Raw genomic sequence first — 25,569 nt, 5'->3', positions numbered from 1 at the left:
TACGCTTGGCGTCGTGACCCCCGCAGACCTTTCCCAGGCAATCCAGGCCGCAGTGAGCTCCGCCGTCGAGGCGGGCGAGCTGGCCGTCGCCGTGCCCGAGCACGTGACGGTCGAGCGGCCCAAGAACAGGGACCACGGCGACTACGCGACCAACGTGGCCCTCCAGCTCGCCAAGGCGGCCGGCAAGCCGCCGCGAGCCGTTGCCGAGGTCCTGACGGAGCGCCTGCGAGGGATCACCGGTGTCGCCAAGGTCGACATCGCCGGCCCGGGCTTCCTGAACATCACCCTGGACACCGCCACTGCCGGCGCGCTGGCGCGCACCATCGTCGAGGCGGGCGAGGCCTACGGCCGCAACGAGGCGCTCAAGGGCCTGAAGATCAACCTGGAGTTCGTCTCCGCCAACCCGACCGGCCCGATCCACATCGGCGGCGTCCGCTGGGCGGCCGTCGGCGACTCGCTGGCGCGCGTGCTGCGGGCCTCCGGCGCCGACGTCACCACCGAGTACTACCTCAACGACGCCGGCGTGCAGATCACCAAGTTCGCCGCCTCGCTGCAGGCCGCCGCGAACGGCCGCGAGGTGCCCGAGGGCGGCTACGTCGGCGAGTACATCGTCGACATCGCCAAGGCGCTCACCGACGCGGTCCCGGGCGTGCTCGACCTGCCCGAGGAGGAGCAGCTGCAGGTCTTCCGCACCGAGGGCCTCAAGCTCATGGTCGGCGAGATCCAGCGCTCGATGGACGAGTTCGGCACCCACTTCGACGTGTGGTTCTCGGAGAAGTCGCTGCACGACTCCGGCGCGGTCGAGAACGCCATCGACCGGCTGCGCGAGCAGGGCCACGTCTTCGAGGACGACGGCGCGGTCTTCCTGCGCACCACCGACTTCGGCGACGACAAGGACCGCGTCCTGATCAAGGCCGACGGCGACAAGACCTACTTCGCCGCCGACGCCGCGTACTACCTCTCCAAGCGGGACCGCGGCGCCGAGGTCGCGCTCTACATGCTGGGCGCCGACCACCACGGCTACGTCAACCGCCTCAAGGCCATCGCGGCCTGCGCGGGCGACGACCTGGACCACAACATCGAGGTCAAGATCGGCCAGTTCGTGAAGATGCTTCGCGACGGCGAAGAGGTCCGCATGTCCAAGCGGGCCGGCAACATCATCACGATCGACGACGTGGTCGAGTGGATCGGCGTGGACGCGGCCCGCTACACCCTGGCGCGCTCCTCCACGGACTCGACGATCACGCTGGACATCAACCTGCTGACCAGCCAGAGCAACGAGAACCCGGTGTTCTACGTGCAGTACGCGCACACCCGGATGTGCGGCGTGGCGCGCAAGGCCGCCGAGCTGGGCGTGGACAAGGGCACGGCCGAGCAGTTCAAACCCGAGCTGCTCGCCACCGAGTGGGAGAACGACATCCTCGGCGCCCTCGGCGAGTTCCCGCGCATCCTGGCCACGGCCGGCGAGCTGCGCGAGCCGCACCGGGTCGCGCGCTACCTGGAGGACCTCGCGGGCAAGTACCACCGCCTGTACGAGAACTGCATGTTCCTGCCCAAGGGCGACGAGGAGATGACGGACACGCACCGTGCCCGGCTGTGGCTGGTCGAGGCCACGCGCACGGTCATGGCCAACGGCCTGACGCTCCTGGGCGTGACGGCGCCCGAGCGGATGTAGGTACCACCCCCAAGCGCACCAGCAGGGGGCGGCTGACGGTCAACGGTGACCGTCGCCGCCCCTCGCCATAGGTCTCGAAGGACGAACCGGACATGAGTCGTTCCGCACACCCCGCAGGTCCCCGGCACGGGGACGTCCTGCCCGAGGGCCACTACCAGGCCCCGCCCGCCGACCTGAACGCGCTCGACCCCAAGGTCTGGTCCCGTACCGTCACCCGCGACGCCGAGGGTGTGGCCACCGTCGGCGGGATCGACGTCAAGCGCCTGGCGGCCGAGTTCGGCACCCCGGCGTACCTGCTGGACGAGGAGGACTTCCGGGCCCGGGCGCGCGCCTGGCGGGACGCCTTCGGCACCGAGGCGGACGTCTACTACGCCGGCAAGGCGTTCCTCTCCAAGGCGGTCGTGCGCTGGCTGCACGAGGAGGGCCTGAACCTCGACGTGTGCAGCACCGGCGAGTTGGCGGTGGCGCTGGCCGCCGGGATGCCGCCGGAGCGGATCGCGCTGCACGGCAACAACAAGTCGGTGGACGAGCTGGAGCACGCCGTGAAGACCGGCGTCGGGCGCATCGTGGTCGACTCGTACGAGGAGATCGAGCGCCTGGCGGCGATCGCCGCCCGTCAGGGCGTCCGCCAGCAGGTGCTGATCCGGATCACCGTCGGCGTCGAGGCGCACACCCACGAGTTCATCGCCACCGCGCACGAGGACCAGAAGTTCGGCCTGTCGCTGACCGGCGGCGCGGCCGCCGAGGCGGTGCGCCGGGTGCTCGGCCACGGCAGCCTGGAGCTGCGCGGCATCCACTCGCACATCGGCTCGCAGATCTTCGACACCGCCGGCTTCGAGGTGGCCGCCCGCCGGGTGGTCGGCCTGCTGGCGCAGATTCGGGACGAGTACGGCGTCGAGCTGCCCGAGATCGACCTCGGCGGCGGCCTCGGCATCGCGTACACCAGCGAGGACGACCCGCGCGAGCCGGCCGAGATCTCGGCCGCGCTGGCCGACATCGTCCGCCGCGAGTGCGCCGCCGCGAACCTGAACGCCCCCCGGCTGAGCGTGGAGCCGGGCCGGGCGATCGTCGGCCCGACGGCGTTCACCCTGTACGAGGTCGGCACCGTCAAGCCGCTGGAGGGCCTGCGCACCTACGTCAGCGTGGACGGCGGGATGTCCGACAACATCCGCACCGCGCTGTACGACGCCGAGTACTCGGTGGCCCTGGTGTCGCGCACCAGCGAGGCCGAGCCGATGCTGGTCAGGGTGGTCGGCAAGCACTGCGAGTCCGGCGACATCGTCGTCCGGGACGCCTTCCTGCCGGCCGACCTGGCCCCCGGCGACCTGGTCGCGGTGCCTGCCACCGGCGCCTACTGCCGCTCGATGGCGAGCAACTACAACCACGCCCTCAAGCCCCCGGTGGTCGCCGTCAAGGACGGTGCCGCGCGGGTGATCGTCCGGCGCGAGACGGAGGAGGATCTCCTGCGTCTCGATATCGGATGACGAAATTCTTGTCTCAGATCATGGAACGACCGGAGATCCGTACGGAAAGTCCCGGAGACTGGTACGGACCGAAGTTCCCGGCGGACCCGGAAAAACCCGCCGGAAACAACGAATCACGATGAATGCAGAGCGGAGTCGGATGATGCGTACGCGCCCGCTGAAGGTGGCGTTGCTGGGCTGTGGTGTGGTGGGCTCCGAGGTGGCGCGCATCATGACGACGACGGCCGACGACCTCGCCGCGCGCATCGGTGCCCCGGTGGAGCTGGCCGGGATCGCGGTACGCCGGGCCGGGCGGGTGCGCCCGGGCGTGCCCGAGCACCTGATCACGACCGACGCCGAGGCCCTGGTCACCCGGGGCGACATCGACGTGGTGGTCGAGGTCGTGGGCGGCATCGAGCCGTCCAAGTCCCTGCTCCTGTCGGCCTTCAAGCAGGGCGCCTCGGTGGTCAGCGCCAACAAGGCGCTGCTCGCCAAGGACGGCACCGAGCTGCACGCGGCGGCGGCCGAGGCCGGGGTGGACCTGTACTACGAGGCCGCGGTGGCGGGCGCCATCCCGCTGCTGCGCCCGCTGCGCGAGTCGCTGGCCGGCGACAAGGTCAACCGGGTGCTGGGCATCGTCAACGGCACCACCAACTTCATCCTCGACAAGATGGACACCACCGGCGCCGGCTACTCGGAGGCGCTGGAGGAGGCCACCGCGCTGGGCTACGCCGAGGCCGACCCGACGGCCGACGTCGAGGGCTTCGACGCCGCCGCCAAGGCCGCGATCCTGGCCGGCATCGCCTTCCACACCGAGGTGACCGCGGCGGACGTCTACCGCGAGGGCATCACCGAGGTGACGGCGGCCGACATCGCCTCCGCCAAGGAGATGGGCTGCGTGGTCAAGCTGCTCGCGATCTGCGAGCGGGCGGCCGACGGCGAGTCCGTCACCGCGCGGGTCCACCCGGCGATGATCCCGCTCTCGCACCCGCTGGCCTCCGTCCGCGAGGCGTACAACGCGGTGTTCGTCGAGGCCGAGGCGGCCGGCCGGCTGATGTTCTACGGCCCGGGCGCGGGCGGCTCGCCGACCGCCTCCGCGGTGCTCGGCGACCTGGTCGCGGTCTGCCGCAACAAACTGGCCGGCGCCACCGGCCCCGGCGACTCGGTCTACACGCAGCTGCCCGCCAAGCCGATGGACGAGGTGGTCACCCGCTACCACGTCAGCCTCGACGTGGACGACCGCGCGGGTGTGCTCGCCCAGGTCGCGTCCGTCTTCGCCGAGCACGGCGTCTCCATCGACACCGTGCGCCAGCAGGGCCGCGACGGCGACGCCTCGCTCGTCGTGGTCACCCACCGTGCCACCGACGCCGCGCTGTCGGCGACGGTCGACAAGCTCCGCGCGCTGGACAGCGTGCGGGACGTGGCCAGCATCATGCGGGTCGAAGGGGAATAAGGAACTGCCATGAACGCCGTTGCCGAGAACGTCGTCCGAGGCGCGCACACCCACCAGTGGCGCGGCCTGATCGAGGAGTACCGGGACCGCCTGCCGGTCACCGCGGCCACCCCGGTGGTCACCCTGCTGGAGGGCGGCACGCCGCTGGTCCCCGCCCAGGTGCTCTCCGAGCGCACCGGCTGCGAGGTCTACCTCAAGGTCGAGGGCGCCAACCCGACCGGTTCCTTCAAGGACCGCGGGATGACGATGGCCATTTCCAAGGCCAAGGAGGAGGGCGCCCAGGCGGTCATCTGCGCGTCCACCGGCAACACTTCGGCCTCCGCCGCGGCGTACGCGGTGCGGGCCGGGATGGTCTCCGCGGTGCTCGTCCCGCAGGGCAAGATCGCCCTCGGCAAGATGGGCCAGGCGCTGGTGCACGGCGCCCGGATCCTGCAGGTCGACGGGAACTTCGACGACTGCCTCACCCTTGCGCGTGAACTGTCCGAGAAGTACCCGGTGGCCCTGGTCAACTCGGTGAACCCGGTGCGCATCGAGGGCCAGAAGACCGCCGCCTTCGAGATCGTCGACATGCTCGGCGACGCCCCGGACATCCACGTCCTGCCGGTGGGCAACGCGGGCAACATCACCGCGTACTGGAAGGGCTACCGCGAGTATGCCGCGGACGGCCTCGCCACCCGTACCCCGCGGATGTGGGGCTTCCAGGCGTCCGGTTCGGCCCCGATCGTGGACGGCGCCCCGGTGCTCAAGCCGCAGACCATCGCCACCGCGATCCGGATCGGCAACCCGGCCTCCTGGGACTTCGCGCTCGCCGCGCGGGACGAGTCAGGCGGCCTCATCGACAAGGTGACGGACCGTCAGATCCTCGCCGCCTACCGGCTGTTGGCCTCACAGGAGGGCGTCTTCGTGGAGCCCGCCTCGGCCGCCTCGGTGGCCGGTCTGCTGGCCAAGGCGGAGGCCGGACTGGTCGACCCGGGCCAGCGGATCGTCTGCACCGTGACCGGCAACGGCCTCAAGGACCCGGACTGGGCGGTGGCCGGTGCGCCGCAGCCGCAGATCGTCCCGATCGACCCCCAGGCGGCGGCCCGCAGCCTCGGACTGCTCGACTGACGACGGGGCCTGACGCACCGACGGGCCGACCCTTTCGGGGGTCGGCCCGTCGAAGTTCTCCGGTGACACTTTTGTGTCAATTCCGCTGTGCATTCCGATCCGCTTTCACCCCTCCCTTTGACAGAGCGGGGTGTGCATTCCGGCCAGAACCGGCAACACACCAGATCGAAGGCCCGCGGGGTGTACCGCTCGGGAACCTCTCTTCGATACTCTGGCTCCGGCCGTGTGGCACATGCCCCGGGCCCGGGACCATCCGGGCCGCGCCGACGATCGTGGCAGCCCGCCCCCGACGGGGCCTGCGGCCCTTTCCCCCACCCTCGCACCGACGACGCGCTCCGCGCCGCCCGATTTCCCCAGGAGAGTCCACCGCATGGCCGGTCCTGCGTTCCGTGCCGCCGCCGTCCGCGTGCGGGTTCCCGCGACCAGCGCCAACCTCGGCCCCGGTTTCGACGCCTTCGGCCTGGCGCTCGGTCTGTACGACGACGTGGTCGTCCGGGTCGCCGACGCGGGCCTGACCGTCGACATCGCCGGCGAGGGCGCCGAGACGCTGCCGCGTGACGAGCGCCACCTGCTGGTCCGCTCGATGCGCGCCGCCTTCGACCGGCTCGGCGGCCAGCCCCGCGGCCTCGAAGTGGTCTGCGCCAACCGGATACCGCACGGCCGCGGCCTCGGCTCCTCCTCCGCCGCCATCTGCGCCGGCATCGTGGCCGCCCGTGCGGTCACCATCGGCGGCCCGTCGGCGCTGGACGACGACGCACTGCTGGCCCTCGCCTCCGAGCTGGAGGGCCACCCGGACAACGTCGCGGCCTGCCTGCGCGGCAACTTCACCATCGCGTGGACCGACGAGGAGTCGGCCAAGGCGGTCGCCCTGGAGCCCTCCGAGCAGGTCGTCCCGGTGGTGTTCGTCCCGGCCGGCGAGGTGCTCACCGAGACCGCCCGCGGCCTGCTGCCCAAGACCGTCCCGCTGGCCGACGCCGCCGTCAACGCCGGCCGCTCCGCACTGCTGGTCGAGGCGCTGACCCGGCGGCCCGAACTGCTCTTCGCCGCCACCGAGGACCGCCTGCACCAGGACTACCGCGCCGCCGCGATGCCGGAGAGCGCCGGCCTGGTCGGCGCGCTGCGCGCGGAGGGCATCCCCGCGGTCATCTCCGGGGCCGGCCCGACCGTCCTGGCCCTCACCGACGAGGCGGGCGCCGACAAGGTGCTCTCCTTCGCCGGGCACCACGGCCACGGCGGCGACCCGGCGTTCGCCGCGCACCGGCTGGACGTCGACCGCACCGGGGCCGTCGTGCTCCCGCTGGACGCCTGACCAGCCCGTACGGGCCGCCCGTCCGGGCCCGGCGCCGGCACCACGCCGACCCGGGCCCGCCGGACACGATTGGCAAGCACAAGGCTGGGGAATGTCTCAGGGGGTCGGTAGTGTTAATCTCATTGCTGCACCAGGTGCCCTCCGGGGCTCGGTGCGCCGCGTCCCGATCCCAGCACTTCACTGTCGTGGAGTCCCGGCGATGCACGGGGCGACGATTCTCCGGGAGCCCACCGCAGCGCGTACGCAGCCTGCCTGCGCGACATGCGGCCGCATCCCGAAGCCGTGACGGCACCTGACTCCCACCCGCGGCCTCCCACCTTGAGGCCAGGACGGGCGGAGCGCGGGCCACCGTCACGCGACGGGGGCCCGGGATTCGCAGGCAGCGTGGGGGTTACGCCCTCAGGGGAGGTCGACACACGACCGGCCCACGCGCCAACTCAGCACCACCGTGCGTCAAGCACCGCACCTCGCAGCTCTCCCTCGACGGGCTCCCGCCATTCGAGGGATCACCGCCTCGGGCCGACGCAGTCGAGCGTTGGTCAGGACAGCACAACCGGTCGCCGAGCCAGACAGGCCGACGTCCGCTCCAGGGAAGGACCCTTAGTGAGCGACTCCACCGATCTGATGGGCGCGCGCCCGGACGCCGAAGCGTCGGACGCAGCCGCCGCCCCCGCTGCCCCGGCGCGGCGCCGCCGCAGCGCCGCCGCGGGCCTGGACGGCATGGTCCTGGCCGAGCTGCAGAAGCTCGCCGCGGACCTTGGCATCACCGGTACCGGACGCATGCGCAAGAGCCAGCTGATCGAGACCATCAAGGAGAAGAGCGGCGGGGACCCGCTGCTCGCCGCCGGTGGCGCCCCGGCCGCCAAGCGCACCGCCGCCAAGGCGGAGGCCGAGGCCCCGGCCGAGAAGCCGGCCCGCCGCACCAAGGCCGCCGCCGCTGCCGCGCAGGTCCCGGCCGCCGCCGAGCCGCAGGCCCAGATCGAGATCCCGGTCCAGGCCGCCGCCGAGACCGCCGCGCCCGCCCGTGCCGAGCGCACCCGCCGCCGGGCCACCTCGGCGGCCGGCGCCCCCACCGCCCCGGCCGCCGCCGAGGCCGTGGCCGAGGCCGCCACCGTGACCGTCGCCGAGCCGAAGCAGGCCGAGGCCCGCCCGGCCGAGACCCGCGGCTTCGAGGGCCGCGAGGACGGCCGCGAGTCGCGCCGCGACCGCCGTGACCGTCGCGAGCGCCGCGACGGCGGCGAGCGCACCGAGCGCACCGAGCGCCCGGAGGGCGGCGAGGGCCAGGACGGCGAGAGCCGCGAGTCGCGCCGCGACCGCCGCAACCGTCGCGAGCGCACCGAGCGCCAGACCCAGCAGGGCCAGCAGCAGGGCGGCCAGGGCGACCAGCAGGGCCGCCAGGCCCCGCAGGCCCAGCAGCCGCAGGCGCAGCAGGGCGGCTACGACGACGACGAGTTCGGCGAGGGCCGTCGGGGCCGTCGCGGCCGCTACCGCGACCGCCGGGGCCGTCGCGGCCGTGACGGTTTCGAGGCCGCGCCCGGTGCCGCCGAGCCGCAGATCGGCGAGGACGACGTCCTGATCCCGGTCGCGGGCATCCTCGACATCCTCGACAACTACGCGTTCGTGCGCACCTCCGGCTACCTGCCGGGCCAGAACGACGTCTACGTCTCGCTCGCCCAGGTCCGCAAGAACGGCCTGCGCAAGGGTGACGCCATCACCGGTGCGGTGCGCCAGCCGCGCGAGGGCGAGCGCCGCGAGAAGTTCAACGCCATGGTGCGGCTGGACTCCGTCAACGGCATGGACCCGGAGAGCGGCCGCGGCCGCCCCGAGTTCAACAAGCTCACCCCGCTCTACCCGCAGGAGCGGCTGCGCCTGGAGACCGACCCGGGCGTGCTGACCACCCGGATCATCGACCTGGTGTCGCCGATCGGCAAGGGCCAGCGCGGTCTGATCGTCGCGCCGCCGAAGACCGGCAAGACGATGGTGCTGCAGGCGGTCGCCAACGCGATCACCCACAACAACCCCGAGTGCCACCTGATGGTCGTCCTGGTCGACGAGCGTCCGGAAGAGGTCACCGACATGCAGCGGTCGGTGAAGGGCGAGGTCATCTCCTCGACCTTCGACCGCCCGGCCGAGGACCACACCACCGTCGCCGAGCTGGCCATCGAGCGCGCCAAGCGCCTGGTGGAGCTGGGCCACGACGTGGTCATCCTGCTGGACTCGATCACCCGCCTGGGCCGCGCCTACAACCTGGCGGCGCCGGCCTCCGGCCGCATCCTGTCCGGTGGTGTCGACTCGACCGCGCTGTACCCGCCGAAGAAGTTCTTCGGTGCCGCGCGCAACATCGAGAACGGCGGCTCGCTGACCATCCTGGCCACCGCGCTGGTCGAGACCGGCTCGCGCATGGACGAGGTGATCTTCGAGGAGTTCAAGGGCACCGGCAACATGGAGCTCAAGCTCGACCGGAAGCTCTCGGACAAGCGCATCTTCCCGGCCGTCGACGTGGACGCCTCCAGCACCCGCAAGGAGGAGATCCTGCTCGGCAGCGAGGAGTTGGCCATCGTCTGGAAGCTGCGCCGGGTGCTGCACGCGCTCGACTCGCAGCAGGCGATCGAGCTGCTGCTGGACAAGATGAAGCAGACCAAGAGCAACGCCGAGTTCCTGATGCAGATCGCCAAGACCACCCCCGGCTCCGGCGACTGACCGTAGCCGGACGGCTGTCGAAGCACGGAACCCCGGATCGCGCGAGCGGTCCGGGGTTCCGTGCGTCCGGGCGGCTTTGTTCCAGAGTCGGGACATCTTGCGGGCGTTTGGATCATCTTGTCCGATTTACTCTGGACCGTATGGCCGAGCACAAGAGGGTTCCGAGTCGCCGCCGCAGGGTCCTGTGGACGGCCGCCTGCGCGTTCGTCGCGCTCGTCGTCCTCGGCGCCGGCGCAGCCGTCTACGCGTACGTCAGGCTCAACGGCAACATCAAGAGCGTCGACATCGACAACCGCCTCGGCGACGCCCGGCCGCCGGCCGCCACCGACGGGTCCTTCAACCTCCTGGTGCTGGGCTCCGACTCGCGGAACGGCGAGAACGGCGACCTGGCCGGCGGGAACACCGGCGACACCGCCCGCTCGGACACCGCGATGGTGGTGCACGTCAACCAGGACCACTCGCGCGCGCAGATCGTCTCGATACCGCGGGACACCCTGGTCACCCGCCCCGACTGCACCGACGCGAGCGGCAAGACCGTGCCCGGTGCCAAGCGCGCGATGTACAACAGCGCCTTCGAGAGCGGCGGCGCGGCCTGCGCGGTCAAGACCACCGAACAGCTCACCGGGCTGCGGATGGACCACTACCTGCAGATCGACTTCGCCGGCTTCGCCCGGGTCGTGGACGCGATAGGCGGGGCCACCGTGACCACCACGGTGGCCATCCACGACAAGGACAGCGGGCTCGACCTGCCGGCCGGGCAGCACCACCTGGACGGGCAGCAGGCGCTGGCCTTCGTCCGCACCCGGCACGGCGTCGGCGACGGCAGCGACCTGGGCCGGATCGAGCTGCAGAAGCAGATGGTGAAGTCGCTGCTCCAGCAGGCCGGCGGGGCGGGACTGCTCACCGACCCGGTCGAGCTGTGGTCGATCGGCGACACCATGACCAAGAGCGTCACCACCGACTCCGCGCTCGGCTCGGTGAACGCGCTGGTGGGGCTCGTCCAGGAGCTCAGGGGGATCGGGCCGGACCAGCTGAGCATGGTCACCCTGCCCGTGGAGACGGCCCCCAGCGACCCGAACCGGGTTGTCGCGCAGCAGCCGCAGGCCGACCAGGTCTGGGCCGCGCTCAAGGCCGACCAGGCCTTCCCGCAGACGGTCGTCTCGGCGCAGCCGGAGAATCCCGCCCAGGCCGCCCCCACGGCCTCCCCTGCGGCCGCGCCGGGCGCCTCCGGGGCGACTTCCGGGAAGACCGCGGGCAAGCCCACCCCGAGGGCCACTCCCAAGGCCACCCCGAGCGCCGGCACCGTGCGCTGAGCGGGCCCGGAATATCCCGGAACGGGACCCGGTTTGGGAAGATGCGGCCGGTCCTGGCAGACTGGTACGTCGGTCCCGGTTCACGTGCGGCACTCCAGCCGCCGACCCGGTGCCCTCCCGAAACCTAGGAGAACCCCTTGAAGCCCAACGTTCACCCCGAGTACGTGGTCACCCGCGTGACCTGCACCTGCGGCGCCGAGTTCACCACCCGGTCCACCGAGACCAGCGGCGAGATCCGCGCCGAGGTCTGCTCGCAGTGCCACCCGTTCTACACCGGCAAGCAGAAGATCCTCGACACCGGTGGCCGCGTGGCCCGCTTCGAGGCCCGCTTCGGCAAGCAGCACAGCGCGAAGGCCTAGCGCTCACTCGGCGCCGGTTCCCGGTGCCCCCGTACTCGTTGTCGGGGGCGCTCGGGGGCCGGCGCCGTTCGCGTCCCCCCGCACGGTCCCGCGCCGTACGCCTCCCAGCCCCGTACGTCCCCTCCTCCGCACGATCCGAGCCCCCGGGAAGAAGGCCACCCCATGTTCGAGGCAGTCGAAGAGCTCCTCGTCGAGCACGCCGACCTCGAAACGAGGCTGGCCGACCCGTCCGTCCACGCCGACCAGAACAACGCCCGCAAGCTGGCCAAGCGCTACGCCGAGCTGACCCCGATCACCCGGGTCTACCGGCAGTGGCGGCAGGCCGGCGAGGACATCGAGGCCGCGCGCGAACTCGCCGCCGAGGACCCGGAGTTCCTCGCCGAGGTGAAGGACTCCGAGGCGCGCCGGGACGAGCTCACCGAGCAGCTGCGGCTGCTGCTGGTCCCGCGCGACCCGAGCGACGACAAGGACGTCATCCTGGAGATCAAGGCGGGTGAGGGCGGCGAGGAGTCCGCGCTGTTCGCCGGCGACCTGCTCCGGATGTACCTGCGCTTCGCGGAGCGGATCGGCTGGAAGACCGAGCTGATCGACTCCAACGAGTCCGACCTCGGCGGCTACAAGGACGTCTCGGTCGCGGTCAAGACCAAGGGCAACGCCGAGCCCGGCCAGGGCGTCTGGGCCCGGCTGAAGTACGAGGGCGGCGTGCACCGCGTGCAGCGCGTCCCCGCCACCGAGTCCCAGGGCCGCATCCACACCTCCGCGGCGGGCGTGCTGGTCACCCCCGAGGCGGAGGAGGTCGAGGTCGAGATCCTGGCCAACGACCTGCGGATCGACGTCTACCGCTCCTCCGGCCCCGGCGGCCAGTCGGTCAACACCACCGACTCCGCGGTCCGGATCACCCACCTGCCGACCGGTATCGTGGCGTCCTGCCAGAACGAGAAGAGCCAGCTGCAGAACAAGGAGCAGGCGATGCGCATCCTGCGTTCGCGGCTGCTGGCCGCCGCGCAGGAGGAGGCCGAGCGCGAGGCCTCGGACGCGCGCCGCAGCCAGGTCCGCACGGTGGACCGCTCCGAGCGGATCCGGACGTACAACTACCCCGAGAACCGCATCTCGGACCACCGCACGGGCTTCAAGGCGTACAACCTGGACCAGGTCCTGGACGGCGACCTGAACGCGGTGATCCAGTCTTGTGTCGACAAGGACGCGGCGGCCAAGCTCGCCGCGGCCCAAGAGAACTGAGACCGGCGCGCACCAGCCCACGGGCAGTCCCGAGCCGGAGCGCAGAAAACGAGGTCGTACGGATGAACCTGCTGCTCGCCGAGGTGGCCCAGGCCACCCAGCGGTTGGCCGCGGCCGGCGTGCCGTCGCCGCGCTTCGACGCGGAGGAACTCGCCGCCTACGTCCACAACGTCAAGCGCAGCCAGCTGCACACGGTGAAGGACGCCGACTTCGACGCCCGCTACTGGGAGGCCGTCTCCCGCCGCGAGGCGCGCGAACCGCTCCAGCACATCACCGGGCGGGCGTTCTTCCGCTACCTCGAACTGGCGGTCGGCCCCGGGGTGTTCGTGCCCCGGCCGGAGACCGAGACGGTCGTCGAGTGGGCCATAGACGCGGTGCGCGACATGGACGTGGCCGAGCCGCTGGTGGTGGACCTGTGCTCCGGCTCCGGCGCCATTGCCCTCGCCCTGGCGCAGGAGCTGCCGCGCTCCACCGTGCACGCCTTCGAACTGGACGAGGGCGCGCTGCAGTACACCCGGCGCAACATCGAGGCCAGCCCGGACCGCGCCCGCGTCACCCTGCACGCCGGCGACGCCACCAAGGCCTTCGAGGACGACCGCTCCTGGGACGGCCGCTTCGACCTGGTCATCTCCAACCCGCCGTACATCCCGCTCACCGAGTGGGAGTACGTCGCGCCGGAGGCCCGCGACCACGACCCGCAGATGTCGCTGTTCTCCGGCGAGGACGGCCTGGACACCATCCGCGGCATCGAGCGGGTCGCCGCGCGGCTGCTGCGCCCGGGCGGCGCGGTGGTCATCGAGCACGCCGACCAGCAGGGCGGCCAGGTGCCGTGGATCTTCAACGAGGAACGCGGCTGGACGGACACCGCCGACCACCGCGACCTGAACAACCGGCCGCGCTTCACCACGGCCCGCAGGGTCGGGTCGTGAAGACCGTCGTGACCGCCGTGAGCCACTTCGGAAGGGGACCGAACCGATGAGCCGCCGCTACGACTGTGCCGATTCCGGGGACCGCGCCACCGGCCTGCGCGAGGCCGCCTCGGCCGTCCGCCGCGGCGAACTCGTCGTGCTGCCCACCGACACCCTGTACGGGGTCGGCGCGGACGCCTTCTCCCCGGAGGCCGTCGGCGAGCTGATGGGCGCCCGCGGCCGCGGCCGCAACACGCCCTCGCCCGTCCTGGTCGGCTCGCCGACCACCCTGCACGGCCTGGTCACCGACTTCTCCGAGCAGGCCTGGGAGCTGGTCGACGCCTTCTGGCCCGGCGGGCTCACCCTGGTCGCCCGGCACCAGCCCTCGCTGCGCTGGGACCTCGGCGAGACCCGCGGCACCGTCGCCGTCCGGATGCCGCTGCACCCGGTCGCCATCGAGTTGCTGAACGCCACCGGCCCGATGGCCGTCTCCAGCGCCAACCGGATCGGCGGGGCGTCCCCGCTGACCTGCGACGAGGCGCAGAACCAGCTCGGCGACGCGGTCTCGGTCTACCTGGACGGCGGGGCGGCCGACCACAGCGCGGCCTCGTCCATCGTCGACGTCACCGGCAAGGTCCCGATCCTGCTGCGGGCCGGCGCGATCAGCGTCGAGCAGCTGAGGGAGGTCGTACCCGACCTGGAGGCCGGCAGTTGACGCCCACCGCCTCGCTCCATGCCGGGCCCGGCATAGCGCCGTACCTGAGCGTGGGCCCCAGGCCGCTGGACCACTTCCGGATCCTGTTCGTCTGCACCGGGAACATCTGCCGCTCGCCGATCGCCGAGCGGCTCACCCGGCGTGAGCTGGACACCCGGCTGAGCCCCCGGGTGGCCGGGCGGATCCTGGTCGAGAGCGCCGGCACCTGGGGCCACGTCGGCGCGCCGATGGAGGACCACGCGGCGACCGTGCTCGACGAGTACGGCGCCGACAGCGGCGGCTTCACCGGCCGCGAGCTGCTGGACGAGCACGTGGTCGAGGCCGACCTGGTGCTCACCGCGACGCTGGACCACCGCGCCCAGGTGATCTCGATGGGCCACGAGGCGGGGCTGCGCACCTTCACGCTGAAGGAGTTCACCCGGCTGGTGCGGACGATAGACCCGGGCACGCTGCCCGACCCCCGGCGCGGCGCCGACGTCACCGAGCGGGCCCGCGCCCTGGTCCGGGCGGCCGCCGCGCTGCGCGGCTGGCTGCTGGCGGCCACCCCGGAGTCGGACGAGGTGGACGACCCGTACGGGGCCCCGATCGGCATGTTCCGCAACTGCGGCGAGGAGATATTCCACGCGGTCGACCCGGTGGTCACCGCGCTCACGGGCGTCCCCGCCCACCGCTGACGCACGCGAACGGCCTGTTCGGCGGGCCGGGCGGCGGTGGCGGTCCTAGGCTGGATCCACCCCACCCGCAGCGCCCGGGAGTCCCGCCATGACCGTCACCGATGCCGCGACCGGCCCGACCGCGACCAGGGGGCGCCCCTGGGCGTCCGAGGCCCTGCACCGGGCCGATCCGCAGCTCGCCGACCTGCTGGCCGCGGAGGCCGAGCGGCGGGCCGAGACGATCCAGCTGCTGGCGGGGGAGAACCTCACCACCCCCGCCGTGCTGGCGGCCCTCACCGGCCCGCTGATCGACAAGTACGCCGAGGGCTACCCGGGCCGCCGGCACCACACCGGCTGCTCGCTGGCGGACGCCGCCGAGCTGCTGGCGATCGACCGGGCCCGCGAGCTGTTCGCCGCCCCGCACGCCAACGTCCAGCCCCGGTCGGTGACTTCGGCGATGCTGGCGGCGTACGCGGCGGTGCTGCGGCCTGGCGACGGGGTGCTGGCGATGTCGCTGGAGCACGGCGGCCACCTCAGCTGTGGCTCGCGTGCCAACTTCTCCGGCCGCTGGTTCGCCTTCACCGGTTACGGCGTGCGTGAGGCCGACGGGCTGATCGACCTGGACCAGGTGCGCGAACTGGCCCGGCTGCACCGGCCGAAGGCCATCGTGGCGGGCTCGATCTCCTACCCCCGGCACCCGGACTGGGCGGCCTTCCGGGAGATCGCCGACGAGGTGGACGCCTATCTGATCGCCTCCGCCGCGCAGACCACCGGCCTGGTCGCGGCCGGTGTGGCGCCCTCGCCGGTGCCGTACGCGGACGTGACGGTGGCGGCCACCCACAAGCTGCTGCGCGGGCCGCGCGGCGGTCTGCTGCTGTGCACCGCGGAGCTGGCCGAGCGGATCGACCGGGCGGTGTTCCCGTTCAGCCAGGGCGGCGCGGCGATGAACGAGGTGGCCGGCAAGGCGGTCGCCCTCGCGGAGGCCTCGACGCCCGCCTACCGGGCGTACGCGCAGCGGACGGTGTCCGGGGCGCAGGTACTGGCCGAGGGGCTTGCAGAGGCCGGAATGCGCCCCCTGACGGGTGGTACCGACACCCACCTGGTGACGGCCGACGTGAGCCCGCTGGGCGTCAGCGGCGCGGAGGCCGAGCGGCGCTGCGCGGCGGCCGGGCTGCTGCTCGGCAAGTGCGCGCTGCCGTACGACCCGGCGCCGCCCTCCGAGGCCTCCGGGATCCGGCTGGGCACGGGCACGGTGACCAGCCAGGGGATGGGCGCGGCGGAGCTGTCCGAGATCGCCGGACTGATCGCGCGGGTGCTCGACGGCGGCGCCGTGGCCCCGGCGGCGGCGCGGGTGCGGGAGCTGGCGCAGGCCTTCGCCGACCGGGCCTGAGCGGCGCCCGTCCACGGCCATCCCGATCTCCTACCCGGGAGTGCGAACCGCGATGCACGTCCCCGGCGTCCGACTCAATAAGGTGTGTGCCGTGGCGACGCACCTCGAACCCCGGGAAGGCAGGGGAGTACCTTCGGTACTTCCCCGTTCGACAGTGATGCAGGAGGCCAGTGGTGCGTGAGTATCTGCTGGTGCTGTTCTGCACCGCCGCGGTCACCTACCTGCTGACCGGCCCGGTCCGGAAGTTCGCCATCGCGGCCGGCGCCATGCCGCCGGTGCGCGCCCGCGACGTGCACCGCGAGCCCACGCCGCGGCTCGGCGGCATCGCGATGTTCGGCGGACTGTGCGCGGGCATCCTGGTCGCCTCGCAACTCGACAACCTGAGCAAGGTGTTCACCCAGGGCACCGACATCCGCGCGCTGCTGTCCGGCGCCGGGATCATGTTCCTGCTGGGGGTGCTCGACGACAAGTGGGGCGTGGACGCGCTGGTGAAGCTCGGCGGCCAGATGATCGCCGCCGGTGTGATGGTCTGGCAGGGCGTCACGGTGATCACCCTCCCGGTGCCCGGCGTCGGCGCGGTCGCGGTGAGCCCGACCCAGGGCATGGTCATCTCGGTCACCCTGGTCGTCGTCATGGTCAACGCGGTGAACTTCATCGACGGTCTGGACGGCCTGGCCGGCGGCATGGTCTGCATCGCCGCGATGGCGTTCTTCCTGTACAGCTACCGGCTCTGGTACGGCTACGCGATCACCGACGCGGCCCCCGCCGTGCTGTTCAGCGTGCTGCTGATCGGCATGTGCCTGGGCTTCCTGGCGCACAACATGCACCCCGCGCGGATCTTCATGGGCGACTCCGGCTCGATGATGCTGGGCCTGATGCTGGCCGTGGCCGCGATCTCCATCACCGGCCGCGTCGACCCGGACCTGATCAACAACGAGACCGGTTCGCAGACCGCCACCGTGCACGCCCTGGTGCCGATCTACATCCCGCTGCTGCTGCCGCTGACGGTCATCGCGCTGCCGCTGGCCGACCTGCTGCTCGCGGTGGTGCGCCGCACCTGGGCCGGCCAGTCGCCGTTCGCCGCCGACAAGCGGCACCTGCACCACCGGCTGCTGCAGGTCGGGCACTCCCACAGCCGGGCCGTGCTGATCATGTACTTCTGGGCCGCGCTGATCGCCTTCGGCACGGTGGCCTTCTCGGTGACCAACACCGGCCGCACCGTGGTCCTGACGCTCGCCGGGCTCTGCCTGGTCGGCCTGGTGGTGCTGCTCACCCCGCGGTTCCGGCCGCGCGCCCCGCGGGCGGTGCAGTCCTTCGTCCCGCCGCGCTACCGCCGTCAGTCCTCCGGCCCGATGGCTGAACTCTCGGCGAAGGACAAGCAACTCCTGGGTGAAGCCAGCCGGGAGGGTTCCACCGACCGGGCCGACCACGGACCGACCGGCGGCCGTCGCTGACGGGTGAGTTGACGATCCGTCAGGTGGCTTCACCCGTACGGCGGATCCGCTGCGCCGTCGGTGTGACAGGTGCCACACATTCATGGTAAAGCTCTCATCAAATAGTTTGTGATACCGTTCACGAGTACCGAGAACACGCCGAAAGAACCTGACAGGTGGATGACTTCCGTCCCTGTCGGTCTCCCTCGACGGGCTCGTCGCTCCTGCGGACGGCCCCAACGGCGATGCCTCGGTCCGGTGTCACCCGCCACCGCCCGTGCCCGTCCCCCGCCACATCGACATGCCGCCGGAGCTGCCGACATGCCGTCCAACGACGCCCGGATCCTCCGAGGCGCCGCGATTCCCACTGCGGTCGCCGGGATCATCGCCATGGCGATCTCCTATGCCGTCGCCCAGGGGAAGGGGCTGCTCGGCGCCCTGTTCGGCGCGGTGCTCGTGATGGCCTTCTTCAGCTTCGGCCAGATCGCGCTCGACCGGCTGACCAGGTCGAACCCGCAGATGATGATGGCCGCGGGGCTGCTCGTCTACACCACGCAGATCCTGCTGGTCGGCATCGTGCTCGCGGTGTTCAAGAACACCGAACTGTTCAACCGACAGGCGTTCGCCTTCACGCTGCTCGGCTGCGCCCTGATCTGGACGGGCTTCCAGGTGCGCGGCGCGCTCAAGGCCAAGACCTTCTACGTCGACACCGACGCCTCGGAAAACAAGGACGACAAGCCCTCCGACAAGGGGCGTCAACAGTGACGAGGCCTCACTGTCCCCCCAACGAGGGGGGCGGTGTTTATGCCGCACTGACGGGCTGCTATCGTCCGTCGCAACAACGGAGTACGGGAAGAGGCCTGGTCTGTCCGAGTAGCGGACGGATCGCCCCCCGGATCCGCGCAGTCTTCGATGATCCCGCTGTGGTGCAGTCCACTGCCGCGCGGGGTCGGCGAGAAACCCATCAAGTTCCAGTGCCGCTCCGTGGCCTCAGGCCACGCCGACACACCGAGGTTGCCGTATCCATGCGTCACGACGAAGGAGTCCGTGGTGAGTTCTGACCTCACGTCCCTCGCCTCAGGCAGTTGCCACTTCGGGGATGCTGGCTGCGGCTTCCCGGCCCCGGGTCTGAACGAGTTCGACTTCAAGCCGATCTTCCAGATCGGCAGCTTCTACTTCAACAAGCCGATGCTGCTGTCGATGATCGTCGCAGTGCTGGTGGTCGTCTTCTTCTGGGCCTCGTTCGCCAAGCCCCGCCTGGTCCCCGGCAAGCTCCAGCTGGTCGGCGAGATCGGCTACGACTTCGTCAAGCGCTCCATCGTGCTGGAGACGATCGGCAAGAAGGGCGAGAAGTACGTCCCGATGCTGGTCTCGATGTTCTTCTTCATCTGGTTGATGAACATCATGTCGATCATCCCGTTCGCGCAGTTCCCCGTGACGGCGGCGATCGCGTTCCCGGCCGGCCTCGCCGGCGTCGTGTGGATCACCTACATGACGCTGACCTTCAAGAAGCACGGCTTCGTCGGCGGTCTGAAGAACCTCTGCTGGCCGTCGGGCATCCCCGGCTGGGTCATGTTCATCCTGGTGCCGATCGAGTTCTTCTCGAACATCTTCGTGCGCCCCTTCACGCTCGCGGTCCGAGCCTTCGCGAACATGTTCGCCGGCCACCTGCTGATCGTGATGTTCTCCATCGCCTCCTGGTACCTGCTCAGCCCGACCCTGGGCGCGCTCTACGGCTCGGCCTCGTTCATCGTCGCCGTCGGCCTGACCGCCTTCGAGCTGCTGGTCCAGTTCCTGCAGGCCTACATCTTCGTGATGCTGGCCAGCAGCTACATCGCCGGTGCCCTGGAAGAGGCGCACTGAGCCCCGAGGCCCTGGCCTCCCGTGAACCACCATCCGGATCGCCCGGTGGCCAATCACCACCGGTTCACCACCCCTTGCAAAGGACACAACTGCAATGACCATGATCGCTGAGGGCGTCGTCGGTTCCATCGCTTCCGTCGGTTACGGCCTTGCCGCCATCGGCCCCGGCATCGGCGTCGGTCTGATCTTCGGTAACGGTGTCCAGGCCATGGCCCGTCAGCCCGAGGCTGCCGGCCTGATCCGCTCGAACATGTTCATCGGCTTCGCGCTGACCGAGGCGCTCGCGCTCATCGGCATCGTCATGCCGTTCGTGTTCGGCACCGGCAAGTAATTCCGGCGTAGCCCCTTTCTGAGGAAGGTCCAGATATGACCATCGCGGCTTCGCTCGCGGCCGAGGAGCAGATGAACCCGCTCCTCCCCGCGTGGCCCGAGATCATCATCGGCCTGCTCTGCTTCTTCATCGTCTTCGGGCTGCTCGGCAAGAAGCTCCTCCCCAGCATCGAGAAGGTGCTGTCGGAGCGCCGGGACGCCATCGAGGGCGGCATGGAGCGCGCCGAGGCCGCTCAGGCCGAGGCCCAGGCCCTGCTTGAGCAGTACCGCGCCGAGCTCGCCGAGGCGCGCCACGAGGCTGCCCGCATCGTCGAGCAGGCTCGCGAGCAGGGTGCCGCCCAGCTCGCCGAGATGCGCGAGGAGGGCCAGCGTCAGCGCGAGGCCATCGTCGCGGCCGGTCACGCCCAGATCGAGGCGGACAAGAAGCAGGCGACTGCCGCCCTGCGCCAGGACGTGGGCTCGCTGGCCACCCAGCTGGCGTCCCGCATCGTGGGTGAGTCCCTTGAGGAGCACACCCGCCAGAGCGGCGTCGTCGACCGCTTCCTGGACGAGCTGGAGGCCAAGGCCGCCGTTGCTCAGGGTGCGGCCAAGTGATCGGCGCCAGCCGCGAAGCGCTCGCCGCCGGCCGGCAGAACCTGGAGAGCCTGACCGACTCCACCTCGGTGGACGCGGCCAAGCTCGCCGAGGAGCTCACCGCCGTCACGGCCGTCCTGGACCGTGAGGTGTCGCTGCGCCGCGTCCTGACCGACCCCTCGCGGTCGGGCCAGGACAAGGCCCAGCTGGTCACCTCGCTGCTGACCGGTCAGGTCTCCGGCGAGGCCGTCGACCTGGTCTCCGGGCTGGTCCGCTCCCGCTGGTCGGGCTCGCGCGACCTGGTGGACGCGACCGAGGAGCTCGCCGCGTACGCCGAGATCATCGCCGCGGACAAGGCCGGCGCCCTGGACGACGTCGAGGACGAGCTGTTCCGCTTCGGCCGGGTGGTGAGCGGCTCGCACGAGCTGCGCTCCGCGCTGACCGAGCCGAAGGCCGGCGCCGTCGCCAAGGCGGAGCTGATCAAGAAGCTGCTCGGCGGCCGCGCCAACGCGGGCACCGTCCGGCTGGTCACCGCCCTCGTGAACGCGCCGCGTGGCCGTAGCCTTGAGCAGGGCCTGGAGTCCTACTCCAAGCTCGCCGCCGCGCGCCGCGGCCGGGTAGTGGCCCTGGTCACCACCGCGGTTCCGCTGTCGGACACCCAGAAGGAGCGCCTGACCGGTGCTCTGGGCCGGATGTACGGCCGCCAGGTCCACCTGAACATCGACGTCGACCCCGAGGTCGTCGGCGGCGTGCGGGTGCAGATCGGCGACGAGATCATCGACGGCACCGTGTCGAGCCGCCTCGAAGGCGCTCGCCAGTCGCTCGAAGGCTGAGCAACCGAGCAGCACATCCGACCCTCGGTCGGGAAACCGGCTCCCCAAGGAGCCGGCAAAACGTACGGCCGGTTCATACGACCCGGCCGAGAGTCGAGTACTTGCGGCCCTCAATGGCGGGCCGAGGATCGCAAACTAGGAGAGCAGGGAAGCCTGATGGCGGAGCTTACGATCCGTCCGGAGGAGATCCGGGACGCGCTGGCCGACTTTGTCCAGTCGTACCAGCCGGACGCCGCTTCTGTGGAAGAGGTCGGCACGGTCACTGACGCGGCGGACGGTATCGCGCATGTCGAGGGCCTGCCCTCGGTCATGGCGAACGAGCTGCTGAAGTTCGAGGACGGGACGCTCGGCCTCGCGCTGAACCTCGACACCCGCGAGATCGGTGTCGTCGTCCTGGGTGAGTTCGGCGGCATCGAAGAGGGCCAGACCGTGCGCCGCACCGGCGAGGTCCTCTCGGTTCCGGTCGGCGACGGCTACCTCGGCCGCGTCGTGGACCCGCTGGGCAACCCGATCGACGGCCTCGGCGAGATCGCGGCCACCGGCCGTCGCGCCCTGGAGCTGCAGGCCCCCGGCGTCATGGCCCGCAAGTCGGTCAAGCAGCCGCTGCAGACCGGCATCAAGGCCATCGACGCGATGACCCCGATCGGCCGCGGCCAGCGCCAGCTGATCATCGGTGACCGCCAGACCGGCAAGACCGCGGTGGCCGTCGACACGATCATCAACCAGCGCGACAACTGGCGCTCGGGCGACCCGGAGAAGCAGGTCCGCTGCATCTACGTCGCCGTGGGCCAGAAGGGCTCCACCATCGCGTCCGTCCGCGGCGCCCTGGAGGAGGCCGGCGCGCTGGAGTACACCACCATCGTGGCCGCTCCCGCCTCCGACCCGGCCGGCTTCAAGTACCTCGCCCCGTACACCGGTTCGGCCATCGGCCAGGAGTGGATGTACGACGGCAAGCACGTCCTGATCATCTTCGACGACCTGTCGAAGCAGGCCGAGGCCTACCGCTCCGTCTCCCTGCTGCTGCGCCGCCCGCCGGGCCGCGAGGCGTACCCGGGTGACGTCTTCTACCTGCACTCCCGTCTGCTGGAGCGCTGCGCCAAGCTGAACGACGCCCTGGGCGGCGGCTCGATGACCGGTCTGCCGATCATCGAGACCAAGGCCAACGACGTCTCGGCGTACATCCCGACCAACGTCATCTCCATCACCGACGGCCAGTGCTTCCTGGAGTCCGACCTGTTCAACGCCGGCATCCGCCCGGCCGTGAACGTCGGTATCTCGGTCTCCCGCGTCGGTGGCTCCGCCCAGATCAAGGCCATGCGCTCGGTCGCCGGCCGTCTGCGCCTGGACCTCGCCCAGTACCGTGAGCTGGAGGCCTTCGCCGCCTTCGGTTCCGACCTGGACGCGGCCTCCAAGGCCCAGCTGGAGCGCGGTGCGCGCATGGTCGAGCTGCTGAAGCAGGGCCAGTACCAGCCGTTCCCGGTCGAGGAGCAGGTCGTCTCCATCTGGGCCGGCACCACCGGCAAGATGGACGACGTCCCGGTCGCCGAGATCCGCCGCTTCGAGCGCGAGTTCCTGGACCACGTCCGCCTGCAGCACAAGGACCTGCTGGCCGGCATCGTCGAGACCGGTCTGCTGGCCGACGGCACCGTCGACGCGCTGACCACCGCGATCGAGGCCTTCAAGCAGGGTTACCAGACCGCTGACGGCAAGCTGCTCTCCGAGCAGGCCTGAGTCCGGTAGCGAGGGAAAGGACGTAACGACCCATGGGAGCACAGCTTCGGGTCTACAAGCGCCGGATCCGCTCTGTCACCGCGACGAAGAAGATCACCAAGGCGATGGAGATGATCTCCGCGTCGCGCATCGTCAAGGCGCAGCGCGCGGTGGCCGCCTCCACTCCGTACGCCGATGAGCTCACCCGGGCGGTGACGGCGGTGGCCACCCGGTCCAACGCCAAGCACCCGCTCACCACCGAGAACCCGAACGCCTCGCGCGCCGCCGTGCTTCTGATCACGGCGGACCGCGGCCTGGCGGGCGGCTACTCGACCAACGCCATCAAGGCCGCGCTGACGCTCACCGAGCGCCTGCGCGCCGAGGGCAAGGACGTGGTGACGTACATCATCGGCCGCAAGGGTGTCTCGTACTACACCTTCCGCAACCTCGCGATCACCGCGTCGTGGACGGGCTTCTCGGACAAGCCCACCTACGGCGACGCGAAGACCGTGGCGGCCGACCTGATCGAGGCCTTCACGGCCGAGACCGGCGGTGTGGACGAGCTCCACCTGATCTCGACCGAGTTCGTGTCGATGCTGACGCAGAACGCGGTGGAGGCCCGGCTGCTGCCGCTGAAGCTGGACGAGGTCCAGCTCAGCGACCAGACGCCGGCCAAGGCGGAGATCTTCCCGCTCTACGACTTCGAGCCGTCGGCGGAGGGCGTCCTGGACGCGCTGCTGCCGCGGTACGTCGAGAGCCGGATCTACAACGCGCTGCTGCAGTCGGCCGCTTCCGAGCACGCCGCCCGCCGCCGCGCGATGAAGAGCGCGACGGACAACGCCGGCGAGCTCATCAAGTCGCTCACGCGGCTTGCCAACTCGGCCCGTCAGGCCGAGATCACCCAGGAAATCAGCGAGATCGTCGGCGGCGCCAACGCCCTCGCCGACGCTAGCCGCGGGAGCGAATGAGTATGACCACCACTGTTGAGCCGACCACGGCGACGGGCCGCGTCGCGCGGGTCATCGGCCCGGTCGTCGACGTGGAGTTCCCCGTCGACGCGATTCCGGAGATGTTCAACGCCCTTCACGTCGAGGTGGACAACCCCGACGGCTCGGGCAAGAAGACCCTGACCCTTGAGGTCGCCCAGCACCTCGGCGACGGCATGGTCCGCGGCATCTCGATGCAGCCGACCGACGGCCTGGTCCGCGGTTCGCAGGTCACCGACACCGGTGCCGCGATCTCCGTGCCGGTCGGCCAGATCACCAAGGGCAAGGTGTTCAACGCCCTCGGTGACGTGCTGAACGTCGACCAGAAGGAGTTCGACCAGCAGGTCGAGGTCCGCTGGCCGATCCACCGCAAGGCCCCCGAGTTCAAGGACCTTGAGTCCAAGACCGAGATGTTCGAGACCGGCATCAAGGTCATCGACCTGCTCACCCCGTACGTCCAGGGTGGCAAGATCGGTCTGTTCGGTGGTGCCGGTGTCGGCAAGACCGTTCTGATCCAGGAGATGATCTACCGCGTCGCCGAGAACTTCGGTGGTGTGTCGGTGTTCGCCGGTGTCGGCGAGCGCACCCGTGAGGGCAACGACCTCATCGACGAGATGGTCGACTCGGGCGTTCTGGACAAGACCGCGCTGGTCTTCGGCCAGATGGACGAGCCGCCGGGCACCCGTCTGCGCGTCGCGCTCTCCGCGCTGACCATGGCGGAGTACTTCCGTGACGTCGAGAAGCAGGACGTGCTCCTCTTCATCGACAACATCTTCCGGTTCACCCAGGCCGGTTCCGAGGTGTCGACCCTGCTCGGCCGCATGCCCTCCGCAGTGGGCTACCAGCCGAACCTGGCTGACGAGATGGGCCTCCTGCAGGAGCGCATCACCTCGACCCGCGGTCACTCGATCACCTCGATGCAGGCGATCTACGTCCCCGCGGACGACCTGACCGACCCGGCGCCGGCCACCACCTTCGCCCACCTGGACGCGACCACCGTTCTGTCGCGCCCGATCTCGGAGAAGGGCATCTACCCGGCCGTCGACCCGCTGGACTCCACGTCCCGCATCCTCGACCCGCGGTACATCGCGCAGACCCACTACGACACGGCCATCCGTATCAAGGGGATCCTGCAGAAGTACAAGGACCTCCAGGACATCATCGCGATCCTCGGTATCGACGAGCTGTCCGAAGAGGACAAGATCACGGTTCACCGTGCCCGTCGCATCGAGCGCTTCCTCTCGCAGAACACCTACGTGGCGAAGCAGTTCACCGGTGTCGAGGGTTCGACCGTGCCGCTGTCGGAGACCATCGAGGCCTTCAACGCGATCGCGGACGGCAAGTACGACTCCGTCCCGGAGCAGGCCTTCTTCATGTGCGGTGGCATCGAGGACCTGGAGAAGAACGCCGCCGAGCTGGCGAAGAAGTAGTCGCGGCCGGTAGCAGCTGAGTGACCGTGAGGGGTGGGCCCCAGCCCTGGGACCCACCCCTCGCGTCGCATCGGCTGTGATTCCGGTCAAATCCGTGCCGCCGGTTTCATGCCGGAGGCGCGGGGCC

General features: G+C 70.8%; 22 protein-coding genes. All 22 read left to right on the top strand.

Annotated features, from left to right (window positions below):
- The first annotated feature begins 13 nt into the window (after nucleotides 1-13).
- The 22 genes from argS to atpD all read left to right on the top strand — a co-directional run bounded on the left by argS (nucleotide 14) and on the right by atpD (nucleotide 25,442).
- The gene (argS, locus tag CRP52_RS11115; protein WP_097236247.1) at nucleotides 14-1,675 is read left to right on the top strand and encodes an arginine--tRNA ligase; all 1,662 of its coding nucleotides are present in this window, start codon (nucleotides 14-16) and stop codon (nucleotides 1,673-1,675) included.
- Between the two features lie 92 nt (nucleotides 1,676-1,767).
- Complete coding sequence (gene lysA / locus CRP52_RS11110) at nucleotides 1,768-3,159, top strand: diaminopimelate decarboxylase (protein ID WP_097236246.1); 1,392 nt, start codon at nucleotides 1,768-1,770, stop codon at nucleotides 3,157-3,159.
- A gap of 139 nt (nucleotides 3,160-3,298) precedes the next feature.
- A complete protein-coding gene (locus CRP52_RS11105; protein WP_097236245.1) occupies nucleotides 3,299-4,591 on the top strand; it encodes a homoserine dehydrogenase in 1,293 nt (430 codons plus the stop codon).
- A 9-nt stretch (nucleotides 4,592-4,600) separates the two neighbouring features.
- On the top strand, nucleotides 4,601-5,698 hold the full coding sequence (gene thrC / locus CRP52_RS11100; protein ID WP_097236244.1) for a threonine synthase: 1,098 nt from the start codon (nucleotides 4,601-4,603) through the stop codon (nucleotides 5,696-5,698).
- Between the two features lie 370 nt (nucleotides 5,699-6,068).
- A complete protein-coding gene (thrB, locus tag CRP52_RS11095; protein WP_097236243.1) occupies nucleotides 6,069-7,007 on the top strand; it encodes a homoserine kinase in 939 nt (312 codons plus the stop codon).
- A gap of 603 nt (nucleotides 7,008-7,610) precedes the next feature.
- A complete protein-coding gene (gene rho / locus CRP52_RS11090) occupies nucleotides 7,611-9,707 on the top strand; it encodes a transcription termination factor Rho (protein WP_097236242.1) in 2,097 nt (698 codons plus the stop codon).
- 140 nt (nucleotides 9,708-9,847) lie between these two features.
- A complete protein-coding gene (locus CRP52_RS11085; protein ID WP_097236241.1) occupies nucleotides 9,848-11,020 on the top strand; it encodes an LCP family protein in 1,173 nt (390 codons plus the stop codon).
- Nucleotides 11,021-11,157: 137 nt separating this feature from the next.
- Nucleotides 11,158-11,379, top strand: a complete 222-nt coding sequence (rpmE, locus tag CRP52_RS11080) for a 50S ribosomal protein L31 (protein ID WP_030057539.1) — start codon at nucleotides 11,158-11,160, stop codon at nucleotides 11,377-11,379.
- Between the two features lie 162 nt (nucleotides 11,380-11,541).
- Complete coding sequence (gene prfA / locus CRP52_RS11075; protein ID WP_097236240.1) at nucleotides 11,542-12,618, top strand: peptide chain release factor 1; 1,077 nt, start codon at nucleotides 11,542-11,544, stop codon at nucleotides 12,616-12,618.
- A gap of 62 nt (nucleotides 12,619-12,680) precedes the next feature.
- Nucleotides 12,681-13,547 carry a peptide chain release factor N(5)-glutamine methyltransferase gene (prmC, locus tag CRP52_RS11070; RefSeq protein ID WP_097236239.1) on the top strand — a complete coding sequence of 289 codons (867 nt, stop codon included), beginning with the start codon at nucleotides 12,681-12,683 and terminating at the stop codon, nucleotides 13,545-13,547.
- A 46-nt stretch (nucleotides 13,548-13,593) separates the two neighbouring features.
- Entirely contained in the window at nucleotides 13,594-14,241 is a 648-nt protein-coding gene (locus CRP52_RS11065) for an L-threonylcarbamoyladenylate synthase (protein WP_097236238.1), read from the top strand.
- 32 nt (nucleotides 14,242-14,273) lie between these two features.
- Nucleotides 14,274-14,915 carry an arsenate reductase/protein-tyrosine-phosphatase family protein gene (locus CRP52_RS11060; RefSeq protein WP_097240003.1) on the top strand — a complete coding sequence of 214 codons (642 nt, stop codon included), beginning with the start codon at nucleotides 14,274-14,276 and terminating at the stop codon, nucleotides 14,913-14,915.
- 88 nt (nucleotides 14,916-15,003) lie between these two features.
- Nucleotides 15,004-16,284 (top strand): serine hydroxymethyltransferase, encoded by a 1,281-nt coding sequence (gene glyA / locus CRP52_RS11055; protein ID WP_097236237.1) that lies wholly within the window; start codon nucleotides 15,004-15,006, stop codon nucleotides 16,282-16,284.
- Nucleotides 16,285-16,457: 173 nt separating this feature from the next.
- The gene (locus CRP52_RS11050; RefSeq protein ID WP_097240002.1) at nucleotides 16,458-17,738 is read left to right on the top strand and encodes an MraY family glycosyltransferase; all 1,281 of its coding nucleotides are present in this window, start codon (nucleotides 16,458-16,460) and stop codon (nucleotides 17,736-17,738) included.
- 300 nt (nucleotides 17,739-18,038) lie between these two features.
- Nucleotides 18,039-18,482, top strand: coding sequence for a hypothetical protein (locus CRP52_RS11045; protein WP_097236236.1), 444 nt, complete (start codon nucleotides 18,039-18,041; stop codon nucleotides 18,480-18,482).
- 285 nt (nucleotides 18,483-18,767) lie between these two features.
- Nucleotides 18,768-19,580 (top strand): F0F1 ATP synthase subunit A, encoded by an 813-nt coding sequence (gene atpB, locus CRP52_RS11040; RefSeq protein ID WP_257032413.1) that lies wholly within the window; start codon nucleotides 18,768-18,770, stop codon nucleotides 19,578-19,580.
- Nucleotides 19,581-19,674: 94 nt separating this feature from the next.
- Complete coding sequence (atpE, locus tag CRP52_RS11035) at nucleotides 19,675-19,911, top strand: ATP synthase F0 subunit C (RefSeq protein ID WP_097236234.1); 237 nt, start codon at nucleotides 19,675-19,677, stop codon at nucleotides 19,909-19,911.
- Nucleotides 19,912-19,946: 35 nt separating this feature from the next.
- Nucleotides 19,947-20,504 (top strand): F0F1 ATP synthase subunit B, encoded by a 558-nt coding sequence (locus tag CRP52_RS11030; protein ID WP_097236233.1) that lies wholly within the window; start codon nucleotides 19,947-19,949, stop codon nucleotides 20,502-20,504.
- Entirely contained in the window at nucleotides 20,501-21,316 is an 816-nt protein-coding gene (locus CRP52_RS11025) for a F0F1 ATP synthase subunit delta (RefSeq protein ID WP_097236232.1), read from the top strand. Before CRP52_RS11030 ends, CRP52_RS11025 begins: the two co-directional genes overlap by 4 nt.
- Nucleotides 21,317-21,472: 156 nt before the next feature.
- The gene (gene atpA / locus CRP52_RS11020) at nucleotides 21,473-23,047 is read left to right on the top strand and encodes a F0F1 ATP synthase subunit alpha (protein WP_097236231.1); all 1,575 of its coding nucleotides are present in this window, start codon (nucleotides 21,473-21,475) and stop codon (nucleotides 23,045-23,047) included.
- A gap of 32 nt (nucleotides 23,048-23,079) precedes the next feature.
- Nucleotides 23,080-23,994, top strand: coding sequence for a F0F1 ATP synthase subunit gamma (locus CRP52_RS11015; protein WP_097236230.1), 915 nt, complete (start codon nucleotides 23,080-23,082; stop codon nucleotides 23,992-23,994).
- A 2-nt stretch (nucleotides 23,995-23,996) separates the two neighbouring features.
- Complete coding sequence (gene atpD / locus CRP52_RS11010; protein WP_097236229.1) at nucleotides 23,997-25,442, top strand: F0F1 ATP synthase subunit beta; 1,446 nt, start codon at nucleotides 23,997-23,999, stop codon at nucleotides 25,440-25,442.
- The last annotated feature ends 127 nt before the right edge of the window (nucleotides 25,443-25,569 follow it).

The organism is Streptomyces sp. 1331.2 (genome assembly GCF_900199205.1).
GTDB lineage: Bacteria > Actinomycetota > Actinomycetes > Streptomycetales > Streptomycetaceae > Kitasatospora.
This window is presented reverse-complemented; position numbering and strand designations above follow the sequence as displayed.

Excerpts from the sequence above, each read along its gene's own strand:
- atpD (WP_097236229.1), top strand. The coding sequence starts at position 23,997 with ATGACCACCACTGTTGAGCCGACCACGGCGACGGGCCGCGTCGCGCGG.
- atpE (WP_097236234.1), top strand. The coding sequence starts at position 19,675 with ATGACCATGATCGCTGAGGGCGTCGTCGGTTCCATCGCTTCCGTCGGT.
- CRP52_RS11105 (WP_097236245.1), top strand. The coding sequence starts at position 3,299 with ATGATGCGTACGCGCCCGCTGAAGGTGGCGTTGCTGGGCTGTGGTGTG.
- lysA (WP_097236246.1), top strand. The coding sequence starts at position 1,768 with ATGAGTCGTTCCGCACACCCCGCAGGTCCCCGGCACGGGGACGTCCTG.
- CRP52_RS11045 (WP_097236236.1), top strand. The coding sequence starts at position 18,039 with ATGCCGTCCAACGACGCCCGGATCCTCCGAGGCGCCGCGATTCCCACT.
- thrB (WP_097236243.1), top strand. The coding sequence starts at position 6,069 with ATGGCCGGTCCTGCGTTCCGTGCCGCCGCCGTCCGCGTGCGGGTTCCC.
- atpA (WP_097236231.1), top strand. The coding sequence starts at position 21,473 with ATGGCGGAGCTTACGATCCGTCCGGAGGAGATCCGGGACGCGCTGGCC.
- prmC (WP_097236239.1), top strand. The coding sequence starts at position 12,681 with ATGAACCTGCTGCTCGCCGAGGTGGCCCAGGCCACCCAGCGGTTGGCC.
- CRP52_RS11030 (WP_097236233.1), top strand. The coding sequence starts at position 19,947 with ATGACCATCGCGGCTTCGCTCGCGGCCGAGGAGCAGATGAACCCGCTC.
- CRP52_RS11015 (WP_097236230.1), top strand. The coding sequence starts at position 23,080 with ATGGGAGCACAGCTTCGGGTCTACAAGCGCCGGATCCGCTCTGTCACC.
- glyA (WP_097236237.1), top strand. The coding sequence starts at position 15,004 with ATGACCGTCACCGATGCCGCGACCGGCCCGACCGCGACCAGGGGGCGC.
- prfA (WP_097236240.1), top strand. The coding sequence starts at position 11,542 with ATGTTCGAGGCAGTCGAAGAGCTCCTCGTCGAGCACGCCGACCTCGAA.
- CRP52_RS11085 (WP_097236241.1), top strand. The coding sequence starts at position 9,848 with ATGGCCGAGCACAAGAGGGTTCCGAGTCGCCGCCGCAGGGTCCTGTGG.
- thrC (WP_097236244.1), top strand. The coding sequence starts at position 4,601 with ATGAACGCCGTTGCCGAGAACGTCGTCCGAGGCGCGCACACCCACCAG.
- CRP52_RS11065 (WP_097236238.1), top strand. The coding sequence starts at position 13,594 with ATGAGCCGCCGCTACGACTGTGCCGATTCCGGGGACCGCGCCACCGGC.